Source organism: Aquiflexum lacus, assembly GCF_015476655.1.
Classification (GTDB): domain Bacteria; phylum Bacteroidota; class Bacteroidia; order Cytophagales; family Cyclobacteriaceae; genus Aquiflexum; species Aquiflexum lacus.
On record NZ_JABFHF010000005.1, the window covers coordinates 113,652 to 136,745 of the forward strand.

At 38.5% G+C, this 23,094-nt stretch carries 14 protein-coding genes; 9 read left to right on the forward strand and 5 right to left on the reverse strand.

Annotated features, from left to right (window positions below):
- The first annotated feature begins 233 nt into the window (after window positions 1-233).
- Together rlmH and HMJ38_RS06640 are read left to right on the forward strand one after the other, a co-directional pair.
- Complete coding sequence (rlmH, locus tag HMJ38_RS06635; RefSeq protein ID WP_194973590.1) at window positions 234-707, forward strand: 23S rRNA (pseudouridine(1915)-N(3))-methyltransferase RlmH; 474 nt, start codon at window positions 234-236, stop codon at window positions 705-707.
- A 497-nt stretch (window positions 708-1,204) separates the two neighbouring features.
- Window positions 1,205-2,032 carry a hypothetical protein gene (locus HMJ38_RS06640; protein WP_194973591.1) on the forward strand — a complete coding sequence of 276 codons (828 nt, stop codon included), beginning with the start codon at window positions 1,205-1,207 and terminating at the stop codon, window positions 2,030-2,032.
- Between the two features lie 132 nt (window positions 2,033-2,164).
- Here HMJ38_RS06640 and HMJ38_RS06645 read toward each other — a convergent pair whose 3' ends face one another.
- Genes HMJ38_RS06645 through HMJ38_RS06655 form a run of 3 tightly spaced genes read right to left on the reverse strand, consistent with a single transcriptional unit; the run spans window position 2,165 to window position 5,795 of the window.
- Window positions 2,165-3,397, reverse strand: coding sequence for an exo-alpha-sialidase (locus HMJ38_RS06645; RefSeq protein ID WP_194973592.1), 1,233 nt, complete (start codon window positions 3,395-3,397; stop codon window positions 2,165-2,167).
- Window positions 3,394-4,086 (reverse strand): response regulator transcription factor, encoded by a 693-nt coding sequence (locus HMJ38_RS06650; RefSeq protein WP_194973593.1) that lies wholly within the window; start codon window positions 4,084-4,086, stop codon window positions 3,394-3,396. Before HMJ38_RS06650 ends, HMJ38_RS06645 begins: the two co-directional genes overlap by 4 nt.
- On the reverse strand, window positions 4,083-5,795 hold the full coding sequence (locus HMJ38_RS06655) for a sensor histidine kinase (RefSeq protein ID WP_194973594.1): 1,713 nt from the start codon (window positions 5,793-5,795) through the stop codon (window positions 4,083-4,085). The genes HMJ38_RS06650 and HMJ38_RS06655 overlap by 4 nt, the downstream gene beginning before the upstream one ends.
- 213 nt (window positions 5,796-6,008) lie before the next feature.
- Between HMJ38_RS06655 and lysA the strand changes: the two genes are divergently transcribed.
- The 3 genes from lysA to HMJ38_RS06670 all read left to right on the forward strand — a co-directional run bounded on the left by lysA (window position 6,009) and on the right by HMJ38_RS06670 (window position 11,239).
- Entirely contained in the window at window positions 6,009-7,244 is a 1,236-nt protein-coding gene (gene lysA / locus HMJ38_RS06660) for a diaminopimelate decarboxylase (RefSeq protein ID WP_194973595.1), read from the forward strand.
- Window positions 7,245-7,778: 534 nt separating this feature from the next.
- Entirely contained in the window at window positions 7,779-9,662 is a 1,884-nt protein-coding gene (locus HMJ38_RS06665; RefSeq protein WP_194973596.1) for a T9SS type B sorting domain-containing protein, read from the forward strand.
- 47 nt (window positions 9,663-9,709) lie between these two features.
- Window positions 9,710-11,239, forward strand: coding sequence for a cryptochrome/photolyase family protein (locus HMJ38_RS06670; protein ID WP_194973597.1), 1,530 nt, complete (start codon window positions 9,710-9,712; stop codon window positions 11,237-11,239).
- Between the two features lie 9 nt (window positions 11,240-11,248).
- On the opposite strand, the gene HMJ38_RS06675 is transcribed toward HMJ38_RS06670, so the two are convergent.
- Both HMJ38_RS06675 and HMJ38_RS06680 read right to left on the reverse strand, forming a co-directional pair.
- Window positions 11,249-12,394, reverse strand: coding sequence for a P1 family peptidase (locus tag HMJ38_RS06675; protein ID WP_194973598.1), 1,146 nt, complete (start codon window positions 12,392-12,394; stop codon window positions 11,249-11,251).
- A 69-nt stretch (window positions 12,395-12,463) separates the two neighbouring features.
- Window positions 12,464-13,894, reverse strand: coding sequence for an aldehyde dehydrogenase family protein (locus HMJ38_RS06680; protein ID WP_194973599.1), 1,431 nt, complete (start codon window positions 13,892-13,894; stop codon window positions 12,464-12,466).
- A 556-nt stretch (window positions 13,895-14,450) separates the two neighbouring features.
- On the opposite strand from HMJ38_RS06680, the gene HMJ38_RS06685 reads away from it, so the two are divergent.
- From HMJ38_RS06685 to HMJ38_RS06700, 4 genes are read left to right on the forward strand one after another with little or no spacing between them, the layout of a single operon-like run.
- Window positions 14,451-14,972, forward strand: a complete 522-nt coding sequence (locus HMJ38_RS06685; protein ID WP_194973600.1) for a hypothetical protein — start codon at window positions 14,451-14,453, stop codon at window positions 14,970-14,972.
- Between the two features lie 18 nt (window positions 14,973-14,990).
- Entirely contained in the window at window positions 14,991-19,289 is a 4,299-nt protein-coding gene (locus HMJ38_RS06690) for a DUF7507 domain-containing protein (RefSeq protein WP_194973601.1), read from the forward strand.
- An 11-nt stretch (window positions 19,290-19,300) separates the two neighbouring features.
- Window positions 19,301-20,275, forward strand: a complete 975-nt coding sequence (locus tag HMJ38_RS06695) for a PorP/SprF family type IX secretion system membrane protein (protein ID WP_194973602.1) — start codon at window positions 19,301-19,303, stop codon at window positions 20,273-20,275.
- 2 nt (window positions 20,276-20,277) lie between these two features.
- A complete protein-coding gene (locus HMJ38_RS06700) occupies window positions 20,278-22,635 on the forward strand; it encodes an OmpA family protein (protein ID WP_228779925.1) in 2,358 nt (785 codons plus the stop codon).
- Window positions 22,636-23,094 lie beyond the last annotated feature (459 nt).

Consider the following 23,094-nt stretch of genomic DNA (forward strand, 5'->3'; position numbering starts at 1 on the left):
TTCTTTTATTGCACTCTAACGTTTTGCCTTCCGCCACCTTTGGTGCTAATCATTCTTCCAGGAACCATTAGCGCCATAAGTTGTGCATATATTTTATTATCTAAACTTAGAGCCAAAATCCTAATTATCCAACCTGTCATTTGGGCTTTCCTCCAAATCTACCAAACAAAATTTTTTTCCTAATAAAATCTCTTTTTCAATATAATTAGATCGGGCTTTGATTATTTTGCAGGATGCAGATCAGACTTATCGCCGTCGGCAAAACAGACCATTCCGCTATCCAATCCCTTTTGGAGGAATATATCAAGCGTTTGGGGTTTTATATCAAGTTTGAAATGGAAATCATTCCGGATCTAAAAAATGCTAAAAACCTTTCCGAAGCAGCCCAAAAGGAAAAAGAGGGGGAGCTAATTTTAAAAAAAGTACAGGCTTCTGATGAATTGGTTTTGCTGGATGAACAGGGGAAGCAATATTCCTCCGTGGATTTTTCGGACTATCTCCAAAAGAAGATGAATGCGGGCCTGAAGCAATTGATTTTCGTGATTGGAGGGCCTTATGGGTTTTCTGAAAGTGTGTATCAAAGAGCTAATGGCAAAATCTCCCTTTCCAAAATGACTTTTTCACACCAAATGGTCAGGGTGTTTTTTATAGAACAGTTGTACCGGGCTTTTACCATTTTAAAAAATGAGCCTTATCATCATCAGTGATGACTTTCGCGTTTTTTTAAGGTAAGGGCTCTTGAATAAATTGCCTCCTGCTTTAGCTGGAGGAAAAAAAGAGGCCTAATCCCCCTGGCTTTAGCCAAACATAAATGACTACCTTATATCCTATTTTTTTGTTTTGGCTAAAGCCTGTTTTATTTTGCTTCTATTTATGAATGGGCTGATTCCTATTGATACCCTCCTCCCAAAAAGACGACCCCAGGTGGCAGATCTTGCTGTGGTCCAATTTCGGTGACCTCAATATCATTCCCTATTCTGAACATTTCCAAAATTTTTTCGACTTGAGATGACGCCTGCCTGCCGTAGGTAGGAGAAAATTGATATCATCTCATTTCCGTAAATGCCAATTTTCATTACTGAAGAGGACATATTTTCATCCCCAATGTTAACTTAACATTAACATAACTTCAAAATATTTTATCAATGTTAATTTAATGTTAACTTTGGGTTAACCATAAGTTATCATATGCTTGCTATCGGTCATGAAAAAGTTTTTGAGCATCCTTACATTGATTTTCCTTTTGGGCTTTCATGCAAAGTCTCAGGATGACTATGTGAAGATTAAACTGACGCTTTTTGAGACCAATTTAGAAAAGAAATATTTTACCCAATACCAAGATGACCCCTTCCTTCTGCTTCAGGCGCTTAACCCTGAAGAAAACCCTGATTTTAAGCGTTGGGATAAACTTTTGAAAGTTTTAGATAAAAGAGCTCAAAGAAAAAATGTAGATGTTCAATTGCTGTCGGATATCTTTTATAAAACCCATCAACATTTATTGAAGCGTTATGCACCTCATTCCTTTTTTACAGGAACACTGAAAGATGGGGTCTTTGATTGTGTTACAGGTTCAGGTGCTTATGCATTACTTTTAGAGCGTTATGGTATTCCTTACATTTTGGTTGAAACAGATGAACATATATATCTGAAAGGTCAATTTGAGGGAATACCATTTATTATCGAGAGTACATTTGTTCACGATGGATTAATAATTGGGGAAACTGAAATTGGGCAGTTTGAAAAAAAATATATTGCATCAGAAAAATCAATTGAACCAAATAAGCCTGTGGTTTTGGGTAGAAACTCAAATAGCACAAAAGAGAATAAGACATTTGACCATATCAGGCTTAAAGAATTGGCAGGTTTGCAGTATTACAACGATGCCATCAAAAAGTTTGACGAAAAAGACTTTCAAGGTAGTTATGTTCAATTGTTAAAAGCTGAATTTCTTTACCCCTCCACGAGAATTGTTAGTCTCAAAGAAAAAATGGAAGCCCTTTTGGGGGTTGTTGAATATTCAGAGCTTCGTTAAGATGGCTTAGTATATTGAATAGATAAAGGCACAACAATCAATCATAATTTGATTTTTTCTACCAACATAATGTCCCTAAAGGGACAAAAATATTTGGATAACCTTTAGTTGATTTGTTCAACCAAAGGGCTTTTATAGTGTTAATTTGGATATTCTTATTTTTTTCCGTTCGGCACTATCATCAGTCCATGCAAACCAAACCTGATCGCCATTGACGGACATTTGAGGGAATCCACTTGAACGCTTTTCTGAAGTTTCCGCAATGAGAATGGGTTGGCCCAATTTACCATCAATGGTTATTGTCCTTGCCATTATTTTCCCTTCTTCCATCCAAGTGATCATGGACAAATCCTCATTGATCCAATCTATATCAACCCTTCCGATTGTTTTTCCCAAATCGACCCGAGTGGTTTGTACAAAAGATTCACCACTATCTGTTGAAATAGCGACTTTTACTTCAGGGCTGTCTTTTGCAGCAGTATACCACGCTACAACTACTTGGTTTTCCCAGGCGGCCACCCTTGGTCCATTAACCGGACAAGCAGCAATTTGCCATAGATCCATATAAACGGGATTCGTTTCTGACCATTTGTCACCAAGCCATCTAATGATTCCTAAATCCCTGATTTCAGTTTCGGACCTGTCCCTAAATACGATGACCGGACCATTTGCAGACATGGAAACACTCGTCTGACAACAGTCACATACCCTTTCATCCAATTCCCACTCATCCAGTTTATTTCCTTTTGAATCCAAAAGGGAAGCCCTCAATGTCATCTGACCTTGGTGGCCATGATGATGTTCATCATCGGTGCTATTTCCAGTATTTCTACCATCAAGCCAGCTGATGAGCATATTCTCACCCCAAGCAGCCATAGAGACAAATCCATGTTCGGTTTGGGTTTTGTCGTCATGAAGGACAATTGGATCAGACCAATCAATCCCATTGGAGGATAAGGTTACTTTGATGTCATAGGCAAAAGTTCCGGGACCACTTTTTTCCAAAAAGAAGGCGACCAATGTCCCGTCTTCAAATGAAGCCATTTGCGGATAATCAGCCCAATTGACAAACCAGTTTGATCCTTCTGCAATCAAAATGGGGTCTGACCAGTTATTTTCTATCAATGCAGCGTATTTAAATAGGTTCCTATCAGCCGATTTTTCAATCCAAGACAGATAAGTTTGGCCGGTATTTGAAGTGAATAAAAACGGTTCCTCAAGATGATCGTCCTCTGATTCCAATACTTTTACCGATTCTATGCCTTTTGGAATACTTTCAACAGTTTTTTCCGAACAAGAAAAAAAGAACATCCACAACAAAGTTATGATGGAAAATGGCCTTAAGATTTCGAATAAGTGAATCATTCTGTTACTACCATTTTAAATCCTTCACCGTGTATGGTGATGATCTGAACTTTGGGATCCTCTTTGAGTATTTTTCGAATCTTACTGAGGTAAACATCCATACTCCGGGCATTAAAATAAGAGTCATCTCCCCAAATCTGCTTCAGGGCATGACTTCTATTGACCAGCTTGTTCATTTCAGAAGCTAAAAGTCTTATCAACTCATTTTCTTTTGAGGTTAATTTATGGGTACCGGAAGGGCTTATAATGTATTGTTCATCATAATGTAGTTCAAAAGCACCGAAATTATAAATTTTAAGGGCATTGACCTCATCTGATTTTTGGGTTCTTCTGAGTATGGCGGCAATTCTCAAGAGAAGTTCTTCCATGCTAAATGGCTTTGTGATGTAATCATCCGCGCCTATTTTCAGCCCTTCAATAATGTCCTCTTTAAGATTTTTGGCAGTGAGGTATATGATTGGAAGATCCTCCTGTACTTTTTTTATTTCTTTGCCCAATGTGAATCCATCCTTTTTGGGCATCATGATATCAAGAATGGCGAGTCCAAACTTATCTTTTTTAAACTTTGACCATCCTTCTTCACCATCTCTGCATAAGGTGGTTTCATATCCTTTCATGGTCAGGTATTCCTGCAGTATGTCACCTAGATTTGGGTCATCTTCTACTACAAGTAGTTTGGCTTTGCTCATTGTGTTTTGGGTAGTTTAAGGGTAAATATACTTCCTTTTCCTGGTTCACTGTTCACTTTAATTTCTCCTTTGTGGGCTTCAATCATGGTTTTGACATAAGCCAAACCCAAACCAAATCCTTTTACATCGTGGAGGTTTCCTGTCGGAACCCGGTAGAATTTATCAAATATTTTTTTTATGGATTCTTTTGACATGCCAATGCCATGGTCTTTGACGGAAACAAAAATACTACCGTTTTCATCCCATGACCTGATTTGGATTTCGGGTTTGTCATTGGAATACTTGATGGCATTGTCCAGGAGATTGTTGAATATATGTGTAAGATGAAAAGTATCTGCTTCCAAGTATGGTTCGGTCAATGCATTTTCCAATTCAATTTTGCCTCCTTTGTTTTCAATCTGTAGGTCAATTTGGTTTTTGGCATTTTCAAGAATGTCTGTAATGTTTAGCTTTTCAAATTTGAGTTTAAATTCTTTTTTGTCCAAGGCTGCGGATTGAAGTACTTTTTCTACTTGGCCGCCCAACCGCTTGTTCTCATCTTTAATAATACTCAAATACCTCTTGCGAAAAGAGTCCTGACTCATCAATTCAGGATCCTGTAGCGCTTCTATCGCCAAACTGACAGTTGCAATTGGAGTTTTGAATTCATGGGTCATGTTATTGATGAAGTCATTCTTGATATCTGAAAGATTTTTTTGCCGGATTATCACCCTGATCGCATAAACAAAACAGAATATAACGATGCCGATAAAAAGCAATGAACTTAGGACGGGCAACCAGATTTGTCTGAATATATAGGCATTTTTACTCGGGAAGTGTACCACAAGGTAATTCTCTTTACCTAAAATATCACTTGGGAAAAGTCTTGCTTGCAGGTCACTTGAGGCGATCTTGGCAGAATCAAAAGTACCTGAGATGGGAATAAGAATACCGCTGTCTTCTCTTACGCCCAAATCAAAAGGTTCGGCTATACCTCTTTCTTTCAGGTTATTTTTTAGAATTCCTTTCACTTGGCTTGTGTCTATTCTGGATATGACGTCTTTTTGTCCTTCCAAGAGTTCTTCCCAAGCCCTGTTCATGAATTCAATTTTGAGGTTGGCACTTCGGATTTTATCCAATGCATCTCTTGGAATATTATATTCTTCAATAAATTCAGAATCCCTGCCCAGACCGTACCTTCTGCGGAATTGTGTTTCAGCTTGATTAAGGTATTGATATTGTCTTTGCCTTTCCTCAAGCAGGATTTCCATTTCATCGGGCGTAAAAAGACTTGAGGCTATTTCCGGTGTCAGGTTGGTAAAAAAATTATCAAGGTCAGCAAACAGCGACAGGTCCATTCCCCTAGATTCAATCAGTCTTTTGAAGCTTTGGCTTATTTGAGGAATAGGCTGCTGCAACAAGGAATCCATCACAGAAGGCCGCCTCCTTTCTGTGGGTCTTTGCCTTACCTGAACTACTATAGGTTCTATTTTTTGAAACAATGACCGCTGTAACAAAGTGTCTTTGGCCAAATAGCTGAGAAAAATATCACTTGTTTCACCTTTTTCGATTTGCAGTACCGTAGTGGAGAGTGACTGATAAACGTTCTGTTCAAATCTTTCCTCATTGATCCTAAGGGCATTGCTTACCCAATAATACTGAAACCCGATCAAGCCAAGGCTTGCGATGGACATCAGCATGATGATCAATTTCATTTTAGCTTTGGACATATTACAAATTTATAGCTAATAATAAAGGATAGTAATTGCTTAACGTTTTTTAACGGGACAAGAATCCTCCAATTTCAAAAATATTGCAGCTATTTGAATTTTTCTGATGAGCGGGATAGATTTTTTGTGATTCATTATAGGAAATTCAGCAGACGTTCAACTCTTTTTTATTATTTGTCATTCCTTATCTTTGCGGTTCAAAAATTTAGATTCATGAATATCGAAGATCAGCAATTTAGGATGCAGGGAGTTTCTCTGAATGAGTTGGCCAAGACCTATGGTACTCCATTGTATGTATATGATGGACAAAAAATTCTGGAAAAAGTTTCTCTACTTCAAAAGGCTTTTTCATCTGTAAATTTGAAAATTAAATACGCAACCAAGGCCCTTTCCAATATCAATATCCTAAAACTGATGAAGAAAGCCGGAACAGGTGTTGATGCGGTATCTATTGAAGAAGTACACCTCTGCCTTCATGCAGGGTTTGATCCGCATGAAATCATGTACACACCCAACTCTGTATCTTTTGATGAAATCAAATCTGCGGTGGACCTGGGTGTAATGATCAATATAGACAATATTCCAATGCTGGAGCACTTTGGGACTTTTTTTGGTAATGAGGTGCCCCTTTGTATCAGGTTGAACCCACATATTCTTGCCGGTGGCAACGCCAAAATATCAGTGGGACATATTGACAGTAAATTTGGTATATCTATCCTTCAATTAAAGCATGTATTAAAGGTAGTACAGGCATATGACCTCAATGTCATAGGGCTTCATGTTCACACCGGTTCTGATATTCTGGATGCAGAAGTGTTTTTGAAAGGTGCAGAGATTCTTTTTGATGCAGCAAGGGAATTCAAGGAACTGAAATTTTTGGATTTTGGTGGGGGTTTTAAGGTAGCCTACAAGCCACATGATATTTCAACAGATATTATGGAAGTGGGGGAGAAGGTTTCTGCTGCATTCAGGAAATTTTGTAAGGAATACGGAACTGAACTTGAAATATGGTTTGAACCAGGCAAATTCCTTGTTTCTGAATCCGGACTTTTGTTGGTAAAAGTCAACGTAGTCAAATCAACTCCTGCATCAACATTCGTTGGGGTAGATTCAGGTCTCAACCATCTGATTCGTCCCATGATGTATGATGCCTATCATGATGTTGTCAATATCTCAAAACTTGAGGGGCCGGAAAGGGTGTACACCATTGTTGGATATATCTGTGAAACAGACACTATAGCAGCTGACCGAAAATTGAAAGAAGTTCAAGAGGGAGATATTTTGGCTATAAAAAATGCAGGTGCTTACGGATTCAGTATGTCTTCCAATTATAACTCAAGATTAAGGCCGCCCGAGATTCTGATATTGAACGGAAAAGCACATATTATACGAGAGAGAGAAACCTTCTCTGATATTCTCAAAAATCAAGTGGATATAGGTATTATTTGATACCTGTAGATTCAATAAAACCCGGCATAATATGTCGGGATTTTTTTATCTATTTTTTAGCGAATGTTATTCTTTCATCTAAAAAAATTTCTCAAGTGATCCTCATTCTGGTTGTTTAATTAAAACATACAATGGGTTCAAAATAATATCAAGTATCTAAAAATATCAGATCAAATCAGAATTTAACCTACATCATCAAAAAAAATTCAACTTTTTTCCCAACGTTAAAAGCACCATTTTTTTTCTTTCATATTACCAAAAAAGCAAATCCTCTTCCCGAATTTGAAATTGGAATTAAAACAGATCTTCATAGGGTTTTTAAAGAGACTTTTGGCATAAAAATCTTTTGCTTAATAAGTTGTTTTTTTGGAATAAAATTTCTTTTATTAATCAATCACCCGATTATTTAGAAATATCATTTTGATGAATATCAATTACATAAAATAATATTTCTATTTACCAAAAGCAAAATTTTGCTTTTCAATGACAGATTTTCTTAGAGCAACAAGGCTATTGTTTGAAAATAGTTTTATAATGAAAAGGCACATTTTTATATTAAAATTACTGGTATTCCTGATCCTGAGTCAGGGGGTTCAGACCATTTCCTATTCCCAAAATACCGGATTTTTTAATTTGTCTTTTGCTCCTAAAGGTGATTATGAAAAAGATAAGAATTATGATAACCATGCAAGGGTAAATTCAGGGCCCGGCCCAGGTACCATGAGTGTAAATGTAAGTGGTCAATTGGCCTTGTGTACGCATACCGATAGGGGTCACATTATCCTGGATGTAGATGGTGGAGTTCCACCTTATACATTCAGGTGGAATAATCTTGAAACTGTCCAAAACAGATATAACCTTTTATCCGGTACTTATTCAGTTTGGATTAAGGATAGTTTGGGCTATGAAATCCGGGAAAGAATAATTGTCCAGCCTCCTTATCCACTTGAAATTGAGATGGCCAACACCAAAGAAGCAAGCTGTATCAGTAGTAATGATGGAGAAGCAAAAATTAATATCCTCAAAGGAAGAGGAGAGCCATATAAAATTGAGTGGAGCAATGGATTGAGAAATCAAATGCATGCGAAGGGCCTCACACCGGGAACTTATTCTGTCAAGGTATCAGACCAATTTGATTGTAATCAGACAATTTATTTTGAAATCAAATCCAGCCACGCTGAAATGCAGGTCTCAGAAGAGCTTCAGGACGTGTCCTGTTCTAATGGGGACGATGGTTCAATTGCTGTTCAGGTATCCGGAGGCAAATCACCTTACAAATTTCAGTGGTCTAACGGAGCAACTTCAAAAGCAAATACAGGACTAAGCCCTGGGGATTATGAGGTATTGATAACTGATGCAGCGGGCTGTTCAGTCTTCAAAACATTTCAAATTGCAGCATCAAGTCCGATGGAAGTCAGTGGAGAGGTCAAATCGGATTTATTGTGTTTTCATTCTGAAGAGGGATTTATTGCGTTGAATGTAGATGGAGGTAAAGCACCTTACACCTACTTGTGGTCCAATGGGGGTAAAACAAATAAAATTCAGCAATTAGGTCCCGGTGAATATGAAGTGATAGTTACAGATGCGAATGGATGTTCTATAGAGAAGGTTTTTAATATAGTTGGTCCTGAAAAATTGACAGCAAAAATCGAGACAGCCCTTGACATCAATTGTGAACTTGGAGAAGCAAAAGGTGTGGCATGGGTGAGTATCAAAGGTGGCAAAGCACCCTATAAGGTGCATTGGCAAAATGGTTCGGATGACATAAGGGAAATCCAAATCGCCGATGAAAAAGAGATTACTGTGGAAGTAACGGATGCTTTTGGATGTTCTGTTTCGGAAACTGTCACTGTGGATTTTTCAAATATTGCTGCCGATGATAGGTTGGAATTCAACTATAGGAAAGTAGAGTTGGATCTTGAAGATGAAATCTTGGTCGATGAACCTTTGCTTTTTGAAAGTGCCATTGCTGAGGATTTTATTGCTTGGGAATGGGATTTTGGAGACGGGACCAAATCACATGAGAAGGATCCAATTCATGTATTCAAAAACTCTGGTGATTTTGAAGTTGTTTTGAGGGCATATGACCTGTATGGATGTTCTTCGGTATTGACTGAAGAAGTGAGGATTAAAGAGCATGAAGAATTTTTTGTGATGCCAAATGCCTTTTCACCAAACGGCGATGGACTCAACGATAAGTTTCATCCGGTGATGAAGGGGGTTGCAGATTATAAAATGGATATTTTTAACAATTGGGGTGAGCATTTGTATTCCAGCGCAGGAAGAGGCAGTGAAGGATGGGATGGGTTTTTGAACGGTCAGTTGTTACCGAATGGCAATTACGTCTACAAGGTTCATTACTCCACTTCAAAGGGTGAGGAAATTCAAAAAACAGGTACAGTTACTTTGATCAGGTAAAACAAATTCCATTATTAAAGCTTTTCTTTAAGAAATAAAACATTCTTATGGGGAAGACTTTAAGGCTCGTGTTAGGAGATCAACTTAACATACAACATTCATGGTTTGCTGAAACAGATCCTGACATTTTATATCTGATGATGGAAATGAAACAGGAAACAGGGTATGTGAAACATCACATCCAAAAAGTTGTAGGTTTCTTTTTAGCGATGAGAAGTTTTTCGGTAGATCTTCAAGATATGGGGCATCAAGTCCTGTATTGGAATCTTGATGATGAAAACAATACCCAAAACCTTTCCGAAAACCTTTCCTTTGTAATCAATAAGCATCATATAACCCATTTTGAGTATCAGCTTCCTGACGAATATAGGCTAGATATTCAGTTGGACGATTTCTGTAAGCATCTTGACATTTCCTTCAAAAAATATGATTCAGAACACTTCTTGACGGAAAGGGCTTTTCTTGCAGCTTTTTTTAAAGGGAAGAAGACTTATCTCATGGAGACTTTTTACAGAGAAATGAGAAAAAAATATAAAATCCTGATGGATGGCAAAGAGCCCTTGACAGGAAAATGGAATTATGACCAGGAAAACAGGAATAAACTCAAAGATCCCTTATTGCTAAAAAAACCAAAAGTTTTTCCCAAAAATGTTTCATCAATTACAGCGCTGTTGGAGACAATGGAAGTTGAGACGATTGGTGCCATTGATGAGAACAATTTTGATTGGCCAGTATCGAGAGGAGAAAGCCTTGAGGTGCTCGATTATTTCTGTGAGCATTTACTTAAAAGATTTGGAGAATATCAGGATGCGATGTACAGTGGTGATGAATTCTTATTTCATAGCAGACTCAGCTTCAGTCTCAATACCAAAATGCTCTCACCTTTGGAAGTGGTCAGTCAAGTGGAAAGATATTTCGAATGCCATCAAGATTCGGTTTCGATTGCGCAAGTAGAGGGTTTTATCCGTCAGATAATTGGCTGGAGAGAATATATGCGTGGGATTTATTGGGCAAAGATGCCTGAATTTGGATCAATGAATTATTTTGGGCATGATCAAAAGCTTCCTGATTTCTTTTGGACGGGTAAAACTAAAATGAACTGCCTCAAACACAGTATAAGCCAATCCCTCAAATCGGCCTATGCCCACCACATTCAAAGACTGATGGTCACGGGTAATTTCGCTTTGTTGGCGGGGATTGATCCGGATGAAGTGGACCAATGGTATTTGGGCATTTATATCGATGCGATTGAATGGGTGGAGATTACAAACACCCGAGGCATGAGTCAATTTGCAGATGGCGGAATTGTAGGAACCAAACCCTATGTGTCCTCTGCCAATTATATAGATAAAATGAGCGATTACTGTCAAGGCTGTCACTATGATAAAAAGTTAAAAATTGGTAAGAAGGCATGTCCTTTCAACAGTCTTTATTGGCATTTTTATAATCGAAATACAGATAAGTTAGCCAAGAACCCAAGAATTGGGATGATGTACAGAACTTGGGAAAAAATGAAGGACAAATCAGCGATTTTGGATCAAGCTGAGTTTTATTTGGAGAGGTTAGATGAGCTTTAGGAATTCAGATCATTGAATTTTTACTTTGTTATATTTTTTCATGATGGAAATGACTTCATGTATAGGTATAGCTTTTATGGAGTTTTCATCTTTACCAATCATGTCTGTTGCAGTAAACAAGGAATTGATAATAGCTTCCTCAGTCGCTTCAATGGTCGCCAAAAATAAGGGGCTCATGTCGTCATTTCTGAGGCATGTGTTTTGGTCAAGGTGAAAAGATGGTCTTTGATGTTTGATCAGATTTTCAGTGTAAGTCGAAAAAGCAATGACATAATCTCCTGATCCGTTGGAGGCAATCCCTCCTGTTTTTGCCAAGCCCATCATTGCCCTTTGGGCGATTCTTTTCAGATTTCTTTCATTCACAGGTGCGTCTGTAGCGACTACAATCATACATGAACCATCTGCAGAAGCCAAATGGTTGATATAACTATATTTTCCTAATTCAACACCTACAGGCACTCCATCAATTTGTAAAATCCCACCAAAATTAGATTGGACTAAAACGCCGACAGTATATCCACCAAGAGATTCTGGCAGTTTTCTGGAAGAGGTTCCAATCCCACCCTTGAATCCAAAACATACGGTTCCCGTTCCTGCACCTGTATTTCCTTCTTCAACAATCCCTGATTTTGCATTTTCTATGGCAAAAAGCACCTCTTCTTTACTGATATGTTGCCCTCTGATGTCATTCAAAGTTCCATCGTTGGTTTCCCCTACTACCCCATTGACAGATTGTACTTTTTCATTTCCGGGTTGTCTCAGGGTATATTCAATGATTCCTTGTAGTCCGGCGGCTACACTTAATGTATTGGTAAGAACTATAGGACTTTCAATATTACCGAGTTCTTCTATTTGTGTGCTTCCTGCTAATTTACCAAAACCATTGCCTACAAATACCGCCGCAGGGACTTTTTCCTGAAACATGTTACCTTGATGAGGTAGTATTGCTGTCACCCCTGTCCGGATTGAGGAACCGTCAATTTTGGTAAAATGACCTACCATAACACCATCTACATCCGTAATTGCATTATTTTCACCTAGAGGAAGTACCCCAATATTTATCCCAAAATCTCTAACTCGGTTTTGGGCATATATTGATTTGGTTGTCATCACCATCAGGAATGCTGTTAAAAGGATTGTATTGATTTTGAGCATTGATATTTTATGAAAGCAGGTGGTTAAATTAATGTCTTTGGTAAAGTGGCTCATTTATTCATATCATTACTAAAACCATTTTAGCAGTCCATCTATTATTTTCTTTCCTGTGATGCCATAAGGAGGATACAATGGTTTGATTGAAGTCATACCTATTCTTTGCTTCATCACAGATTTTTCGTTGCTGAACGCTAGAAATCCAGCGTAGCCATGTGCTTTTCCGAATCCGCTGGTTTTAACTCCCCCAAACGGCAGTTCGTTTTGAAGAAAATGAAGTGAGCAATCATTGATGACGGCACCTCCTGAAGAAGTTTCTTTTAAAACCTTTTTCTGAATTGCCTTTTCTGTTGTGAACAGGTATAGTGCCAGTGGTTTTGGCTTCAGGTTGATATAAGTGATTGCCTCCTCCAGATCGGTATAACCAAGAACAGGGAGAATTGGACCAAATATTTCTTCCTGCATAATTTCCATATCTTCTGTCAGGTTAGTGATGATAGTTGGCTCAAAATATTTCTCAGTCTCCTTATAGCTACCACCTGAATACAGAACAGCCCCTTTTTTTTCTGCATCAGAAAGTAGAATTTTGATTCTATTGATGTGTTTTGAATTGACAATTCTTGCATAATCTTTTGAATGCTGAATGCCCTTATTTTTGGGGTCATACATTTTTTGAATTTGTGCTTTGAGTAAGCTTAGAAAATTGTCCTTTACCGATTCGTGCACCAAGACATAATCAGGGGCAATACAGGTCTGTCCACAATTCAAAAATTTAGCATAAATGACCTTTTCTGCAGCATCGGACAAGTCCGATTTTTGGTCAATGATAGTTGGTGATTTTCCTCCAAGTTCCAATGTTACAGAACTGAGATTTTCTGCAGCAGCCTTCATGATTATTTTCCCAACAGCCGGACTACCTGTGAAAAAAATATGGTCAAATGGTTTTGCGAGTAGCATCTGTGAAACTTGAATCTCCCCTTCAACTACAGCTACGAGGCTTTTGTCGAAAGTCTCTTCTACAAGTCTTCTTATCAAAGCTGAGGTATGCGGTGTCATTTCGGAGGGCTTGATGATGGCAGTACATCCGGCGGCCAGAGCAGACACCAAAGGGCCAATGGCAAGATTGAAAGGGTAATTCCAAGGCGCAATGATCAGTGAGGTCCCTTTGGGTTCAAATTGAATCTGTGATTTGGCTCCGAGCATTATAATTGGAGTAGGTACTTTCTTGGGCTTCATCCAACCTTCTAAGTGCTTGATGGCATGGTTGATTTCATTGGTAACCACATAGATTTCACTGATGTCAATTTCAGGGTACGGTTTTTTGAAGTCAGCAAATACAGCCCTTCTAATGTCTTCCTGATTGATTTTGATCCAATTCAGTAACTTTTTTAAAAGTGCGATTCTCAACAGAGGGGTGCTGTTTCGCATTTTTAAAGCCTGGACTTTTTGGGCTGAAAAAATCTCATTGATGTGTTGCTGTACGATGGAATTATCTGGGTTCATTATTTTTTTAAATTGAAGGTTTTAAAATAGAAGGAATTCGACCGAAGATTAATTCAGTAATCTATTTAGATTCCGAAGCTCTATTTACTTCAGTTTGAGTTAATAATCAATTTCAATCTACATTTTGTCAAAAACCATTCCCTAGATTTAACGTTATTACTTTATCACCTTAAAAAACAATTAAATTATGAATTGGAGTTTGGAAAGGATTATTCCTCAAAGTTTATTGGGAGATAATCAAAGAATGAGATTGATTAAAGAATATCTCAGACAATTAAAGAAAGAAAATGTAAGAAAAATCAAAAAGGCTTGAGAAAGCCTTTTTTTATTTCAAAAACACTCATATATTACTAGGTTTTAAATTTTTAAAAATCAAGATAAATGCAAAAAAATGCATTTTAAATAAAATTTTTTGATAAATATTTGGAAATGAAAAACATTTAAATGTATTTTTACACCTGATAATTGTATTTCACCTTTCAATCATCACCCTAATTCAAATTTAAGGCTTCTATCTATCTCACCCGCCTTTACATTTTATTTAAATATTATTGCTATGGCAAACTATCTCACGCTCGCTGATAGAAAAATCTTCAACAGGTTGTTTCTTCAATTCACGCTTATCTTTGGAGTCCTCTTTTTTTCATTGACCAAACTCCAAGCTCAAAGTCCCATACTTCTTGAAAAGTATATTTTAGATGAGGGTATGGAAAACACTGAATACCTGCAGACATTATTATACGATAATGTTCCGGCTATTTTGATTAGGAGTGGAGGAATTCAGGAAGTAAGATCAGGATTTCCACAAAGAGCTTCAGTTGATGCTTCTGATTTGGGATCTGTTGCCAATTCTGAGGATATTTTTCGAACTGTAAAACTCTTACAGGTCAACCTTACAAAGGAGCAGGATAAATCTGGATTGAGACTGAATCCTGATATGCTCAAAAATTTCTTCAATCTATATTATGTACTTATCAATTCTACAATTCCGCTGACTCAGGAAGAAGTTTCTGCAATGGTTTCTGGGTTTGAGGAAGGTCAGTACATATTTCTTTTTACAGTTAATTCGATCATGTAATTTTTAAACAGGAGAAAAATGAAAAAGCTACAGATCAATTTTATCAACAGGACGTTCTTTACTAATTTCTATTTAGTAATAACCTTATTATTCCTCAGTACTTTGTCTTTTGCGCAAAATGACAATAGGATTCCTTTTACACATAGAGTAGGAAATCCTGCACCTCAAAATAATATCTTTAAGATCAGAGGTGATTTTGCCATCATAGGAAATACAAACCTCACTTTACAGGATCAAACCAAAGTTAACAATTCTCAAAATGAGATGGTGTATGTAGACATTGACGGAGATGAGTCTACGTTGAATTCTTCTGCGGCCACCCTGGTTTTTTCACAAGAGAATGGTGCCGACCCCAACTGCTCTGAAATCCTCTATGCGGGATTATACTGGTCAGGAAGGGCTAAGCCTAGGGTCGGGGTGGAATTTGATGTCATAACCAGTTCCGAACCAGGAAATCAAGTTGAAAGCGTTTCTGACCAAGAGCAATTGGTGTATCACTTGGATGATGTGAATTTCACCAATTATTCCATGTCTATTTCCAGAGGTGGATCTGAAAACAACAGGTTACCAAGGTTCAATTTTATTTCCAATGCTGGAGGTGATTCATTTGCTTTTGAATTCAGGAACCTTGAGACAAATCCGGGAAGGTATAGAATCGGTAATGGGCCTTGGATTACACTGACCAATCAAGTTGTCGAAAGATTGGACAATATTTCCATCCTTACTTTTGATCCGGTCGAAATCACCGATGGCGACATGACGCTGACCTTTGACAGTATGCAGAGGATCAATGAAACCAATGCTTTCTCTGAGTTTTACAGAAGTGGTTTGAATTACATCAGGCTTTCGGCTAATGGAGAGCACATTCCTGATATTGTAACTTCTGTCAGATTTGATAAGAGAAAGGTCAAAATCAAAGGACCGGCTTCATCTGAGTATTCCGTTGTCACAGCCTCAAATAACAATATTCTTTACCCATTCAATGACTTGGAGGACATGTATGTTGGTTACACCGATGTTACGCAATATGTCAAAGCAAATGGAATCGGAGAGTATACCATTGCGGATATCGCTCTTTCTGAAGGAAATGGTGGACCTGTTGGATATTATGGACACTGGGGAATTATCGTTGTTTATGAAAACTCTAAGATGGATTGGAGAGATGTGACTGTTTTTGACGGATATTCATTTGTTCTTTCTCCGAACAACATCGATGATACAACCGGGGAATTGAAAATTGATGGTTTCAATGCCGTTCAAAATGGAGCCGTTAACCTTAAGTTAGGGGTTATGGGAGGAGAAGGAGAAAGAGGACTAAGCGGTGATTATCTTGAAATCAGAAATGCAGCTGATTCAGAATGGGTAAGATTGCGACATCCTTTAAATAGTACAAATAACTTTTTCAATTCATCTATTTATACGCCTGTTAGAGATAATGCCGGAGGTTTGGTGGCGAATCCGCGAAATCCAAATTTCTTAAACAACACAGGTATTGACATTGCGATGTGGGATGTGCCAAATCCTGATAACTCAATTATAGCGAATGCACAGACTTCAACAACTTTTAGGTATGGAACCAATAGGGATGTTTATAATATTTATGCCATAGCTTTTTCAGTTGATTCCTATGTTCCTGAGATACAAGGGTTCAATGAAATTGTAGCCATTGGGGGGCAGAATCCAAGTGAAAATCCATCAGTTCGACCTGGAGAAGAAATTGGCTATTCATTGGAGATCAGGAATTTGGGAACAGAAGCCATTGAAAATGGTAAGCTCGTTATTCCTGTCCCCTTTACCACGACCTTTGTAAGTGCTGATTTTGAAGTGTTTTTCACTCCTAATACCGTAAATGCTCCTTATTTCGATCCTGAATTGGGTCCAACAGGTTCGATAGTATGGGAGATTGGAGAGATACCATTATCAGAAAACATCAATGATGTTTTTGCAACACTTACCTACACCCTAAAAGCAACTGAAGACTGTTTTATTTTGACCAATGAAGAATGTGAGCCTTTTGTTGCTATCAATGGAAGTCTATCAGGTAAAGGTCAAATTTCAGAAACTGAATTCACTGGAATTCAATTGACGCAAGGATTTTTGGATGGTGATTGTGAAGGAGAACCTATTCAGGAAGCTTTGATATTGAATTTTTCTGGGGTTTCAGAATTTGTTCAGGCAAACTGTAGTGACTTTAATCTCTTTTTAGATTTTGAGTATTGTAATATTGATCCTGAAAATGGGGTAGCAGTTTCTGATATCAGAAGTTCATTCCCATCCGGTGTCAGATTTTTTGATGGATCTGATGCCACCAAGGACAAGGAATTTGATGAAAATAATCCATTCCCTGCGGTTACTGGAACATACTATGCCATCCCTGCCAATTCCAGTGATTGTATATATGAATTTAACATTCAGGTTACCATCGTAAATTCCGATCCAATCAATGAAGGTGCTGACCTTTTTGAATTCTGTCTTGGTGATGATGTTCCGAATTTCAATACTTTGATTTTGCCCAGCAACCAAGGAGAAGACGGAGAATACACGGTATTTTTCTTTACCGAAGAAGAAGGAATAGATGCTTTATCAGGGTTTGAAGTTGATGCTTCCACTACCGGAACCTATACTATATGGGTAGCTGAAGGATCTACAGCTGATTGTACAGGTCCAAGAGTTCCTGTTTCCATTACTGTTAACAATTGTAGTTTCGAATTCGAAAAATCAGGTACACTTGTAGATGAGGATGGCAACGGAACAATCAATGCAGGTGATAAAATAGTCTACACCTTTACGATCACCAATAACGGTGAAGTAACCTTGACAAATATTACCATTGATGATCCTAAGGTTGAGATAATTGGTGGTCCATTGGAATCTTTGGCACCCGGAGAAAGTGATAGCACAACTTTCTCAGCCGAATATGTCCTTACTCAGGAAGATATTGATTCCGGATCTTTTACAAATATCGCTACAGTCACAGGAGACTATAATGATAAAGTAATAGAAGCGACTGATGAGGATATCCAAATATTTACGCAGGTCGGTGGCATTAGTATCCTCAAAGAAGCTGTGGAGGAAACTTATTCCGTAATTGGTGATGTGTTGAATTACACAATTACTGTCACGAATACAGGAAACATTTCTTTGACAAATGTATCTGTAACTGATCCTCTTACAGGTTTTGAGGAAACCATACCCAATTTAGCTCCGGGCCAATCTGTGGTTTTTGAGACTTCCTACGAGGTTCAAGCCGGGGACTTGACTGCGGGAAGCGTCTTGAACGCAGTATTCGTTACCGCCCAAGACCCACAAGGCAATGATGTTACTGCTGAGGATGATGCCATAGTGGGCGCCACAGCGAATCAAATTATTGCCAATGATGATGAATTTGGTGAGTTCCCAGCTGATTTTGGAGGGGTTTTGGGTAGAATACTTGAAAATGACCTCCTCAATGGATCTCCTGTTAATTTCGAAGAAGTCAACTTTGAATTCATTGAGTTGGATGGCATCATCGGCCTCCTTACCAATGAACAAGGGGAATTGAGTCTTCTTCCTGGAGTGAATGAAGTCAGAGAATATACCTTAAAGTATATTCTTAGAGAAAGTCTTAATCCTACCAATTCCGATGAAGCATTTGTGACTTTTAGACTGGTGGAATCTGATGTCAACTTAAGTGTTACAAAAACCTCAAATGGATTAGAGATTTTTGAAGGTGATGAATTTGAATATGAGATTACTGTGGCCAACCAAGGAAGTAATGATGCCACAGCTGTGGAAGTTATCGATGACCTTCCAAGCTCAGTGACTTATGTAAGCTCAAGATTTACTGCCAGTGATGCTGGGATCAGCGTCAATACAGAAGTAAGTGGATCTCGGGTAAGGTTCCTGGTCCCGGTCCTTCCTGCAGGTGCTAATATTGTCTTCTATATCAGGGTCAAAGCCAATGAACTTAATGGAGAGAATCCATTGAATATCACAAACAGGGTCACTGTTTCATCTGCTGAGGAAGATACCAACCCATTGGATAATGTGGCTGAAGATCAAAATCAGATCAATCCTTTCTTTATACCCAATGTCATCACGCCTAACGGCGATGGGAAAAATGACAGATTTGTTATCAAAGGCCTTCAAAAATTCAGTAGAACAGAAATAGTAATCTTCAATAGTTATGGAGACCATGTATATGAGGATCAAAATTATGAAAATAATTGGAGCGCGCAGGGTCTGGTAGCAGGTACGTATTTCTATGTGCTGAAAGGCACTAATAGTGAAGGTAGGGTCCATGAATTTAAAGGATGGATACAGGTAATCAAAAAATAAATCTCGCAGGAATGAAAAGAAATTTAAATCTCATTGGAGTTTGTTTGATGGTCGCCTTCTTGGCTTCCGGTCAGGCAATGGGGCAGCAGCTGCCACAGTTCAGCCAATATATATTCAATGGCTTGCACATTAATCCTGCGTATGCAGGCTATAAAAACCAGGGATATATTCAGAGTACCTATAGAAATCAATGGAATAATTTTCCCGGTGCACCTCGGACATTTACAGTCACTGCTGACCTTAGTGCCAATGAAGGCATGATGGGTTTCGGGGCCTCAGTCCTGAGTGACCAAATGGGTCCAACAAGTACCACGACCGGTTTGCTTACCTACTCCTACAGGATACAGACTGGTAAGGAGTCATTTCTTGGACTCGGTGTCAGTGCAGGTGCATCACAGTATCAGATCAATGGAGACCTGTTGGATCCTTTGGATGGCGATGATGTGGAAATACCAGGAGGAATCAACAACATGTTCAGTCCAAATATGAATGTTGGATTATTCTTTCACAACAATAGATTTTATGCCGGACTAAGTAGCTACAACATGATAGGAAGAAGGGCTTTGGAGCGTGAAGATATTGCACTTGCTTTCCATGACTTGCATTTCTTTTTAACAGCAGGCATGATGGTTCCAATTACCGACAACATTCAGTTCAAACCTTCTTTTCTTGTAAAAGAGGTAAAAGGAGCACCAACCAATGTGGATTTAAATGGCATGCTATTGTTTATGGAAAGACTTTGGATAGGTGCATCTTACAGATCTAATCTCCATGTTTGGAATGACAACCTTGAAAGCAACTTAAGCAGAAGAAATGCGGTTGCCTTTATTTTTGAAGTATTTGCCACTGAAAATTTAAGGATAGGGTATGCTTATGACGCAAATCTGAATGTCCTCCAAAATAACCGAAACAATTCTCATGAATTTTCTGTCGGTTACTATCTATCTCCCCGAAAAGTTACAATGAAAAACCCTAGATGGTTCTGATCATGAAAAAACTATTTTGTCTATTATTCTTTTTTGTTTCTCTTGGATCACATTTCGTAGCTGCCCAAAACAGACAGCTACGCTATGCGGACAGGCAATTGGAACTTGAAAATTATCAGCATGCAGCTGAAACTTATGAAAAAGCATATCAAAGCAAAGCCAGGTATGCGACTGCAAAAAAAGCGGCAGAGACTTATCAATTGATCCAAGATTACGAAAAGTCATTCCAGTGGTGGGAAACCGTCGTTAGCAGTGAAGAAGCGGAAAGATCGGATTATTACAATTATTTGGTCTCAGCTATTAAAGTGGGAAAGGGGGATCAAATAGGTGATATTCTGAATGCCACTTCTTTTGAAGAGTATGATTTTCCTGAGATTGATTTCCAAATGGTGAGGGAAATGTCTTCTAAAAAGCCTAAGGTCAAATTGGTTCCTGTAGAAGGGGTTAACAGTGATGGTTCGGACTTTGGTCTTAAAACAGACAGTGAGGGTATCAAATTCTTTTCAAGCGACAGGGGTCAGGTAATCCCAACCGAAAAAAAGGCGATCAGATTGGATGCGAAAAGTAAGCTTTATAGCTCGGAAAAGAGCAGTTTCAATGACAGAGAGTTTTTCAGTCTCTATAAATCAGATCAAGACGGAAATATTTCCGAGGTCCTTACAGACTTACCGGATGCACTGCATGTAAGTGATCCAAGTTTGATGGAAAGTAATGGTATTATCTTTTACACCGTATTCAGGGACATCAATAAGATCAAAGGAAACCGTGAATACGATATCAATCCTGAGATTTATTTCAGCAAAGTGTCAAATGATGGAAGCCTTTCAGAAAGCAGAGCATTTCCATTCAATGATTTTGTAAAACATGGCGTACAAAACCCGTTCGTGGATGAAGGATCAAAAAGGATATACTTTGCTTCAGATATGCCGGGCGGATTTGGCGGATTTGACTTGTATTATGTGACTTATGATGATGACCTGAATTTTGGTGATGCGGTCAATTTGGGTAGTGTTGTCAACACTTCCCAAAATGAAAGCCATCCAACAGTCTTTGAAAATATGCTCTATTTTTCTTCCAGAGGTCATGCCGGAATAGGTGGGATGGATATTTTTAGCGCAACAATTTCAGTAGACGAATTCCAGAATGTTGAGAATCTTGGGGTGCCTTATAACTCTCCAAGGGATGATTTTGGGTATTATGTAAGTTCAGAAGGAAAAAGGTATTTGAGCTCTGATCGGATTGGTGGACTTGGATTGGATGACATTTACCTTGTGGAGGATCTTTTCAAAATGTTGATCGCAAGGGTGATTGATTGTGATGGAAATATCATCAGTGAAGCATTCGAATCTACTTTAAGTATTGTTGATGACATGGCGATGATTCCTACGATGAGGAATGAGCAGGGTGAACTGACAGCCGAGTTGGAACCCGAAAAGAATTTCCAGTTGAACATCAGCAAAAAAGGGTATTTCAGTATTTCTGATAACACCTTGAGTACAATAGGATTGGAAGAGGATGTTTTGGAAAGGGAATACAGGTTAGCCAAGATACCATACAATCTCCCTGTTGTGGTGGACATTGTGTACTATGATCTGGATAAATCAAAAATCAGAAATGATGCCCAACCTGTATTGGACAAGATGGCGGAATTGATGAATAAATATGACTTTTTGGACCTAGCAGTTGCTTCCCATACAGATGCTAGGGCATCTGATGCATACAACAAAGCTTTAAGCCAAAGAAGAGCTGATGCTGTAAAAGAGTATCTGTCCAAGTTTGGAATTCCTGAAAACAGGGTAAGAATAGATTGGTTCGGTGAGGAAAACCTGATCAACGATTGCGGAGATGGCGTCCCATGTCCTGAGACCAAACATCAATTGAACAGAAGAAGTGAGCTTGTTTTGGAGGCATTTACTGATAAGGATAAAGAATACGAATTTCCAAAAGAGCTGATTGGCAAAGATGTTTGTGATGAATCGGATCTTTTTGAAGCCCTACAAAGTGAGTTCAATTCTGTGCCAACTGTCTATTTTGATTTTGATAAGTCAATAATCAGGTCTGTCCATCAAAAAGACCTTGAAAGGGTTGGGATCATGCTCAACAAAATGAAAAACCTTCAATTGTACCTTGCCGGTCACACTGACCAAAGAGGCAATGAAGACTATAATATGAAACTGGCCGAAAGAAGGGCCAAGGCAGTAATGGAGTATTTGGTCAACAGGGGGGTGGATGCTGCCAGAATGCAATACGAATGGTTTGGAAAATCCCAACCGATAAATGATTGTGGATCTGTTCCCTGCACCGAAGCGATGCATCAGGAAAACAGGAGAACAGAACTTCACCTAAAAGGAAGAAAATAACCACAAAGAATATATTTTTTAAACTTGCGAGATAGATAAGTAAAAATGGCCTCCTTCTGGGAGGTCCTTTTTTTTGATATGGGCTTTGGTAAATGAGAAGCGAGATTTTAGAACCAAGAGCCAAAGCCTGCCCCGAGTATCGGGGAACCATGAACCGAAAAAAAGGATTTGAGGGAAGAGGCCTAAAGATAGACGATTGATGACATTTGGGCCAATCTAAAATTGAACGTTTAATTCCCCATAATATTTGTCCTTGTCATGTCGACGACAGGAGACATCTATTGCAGACCTGAGATTTAAGAGAAGGAGAAATATTAAGAAAACTACGTCAATGGTAGTTATGAAAATTAGCATTTACAGAAAAGGTTGTGACATCTAGGTGGGCTGCAGACCTCTCCTGACGTCGAGGTGACAAGGCAAAGTCCTGTAATAGAATTGAATGCTATTTGTAGTCCTAAA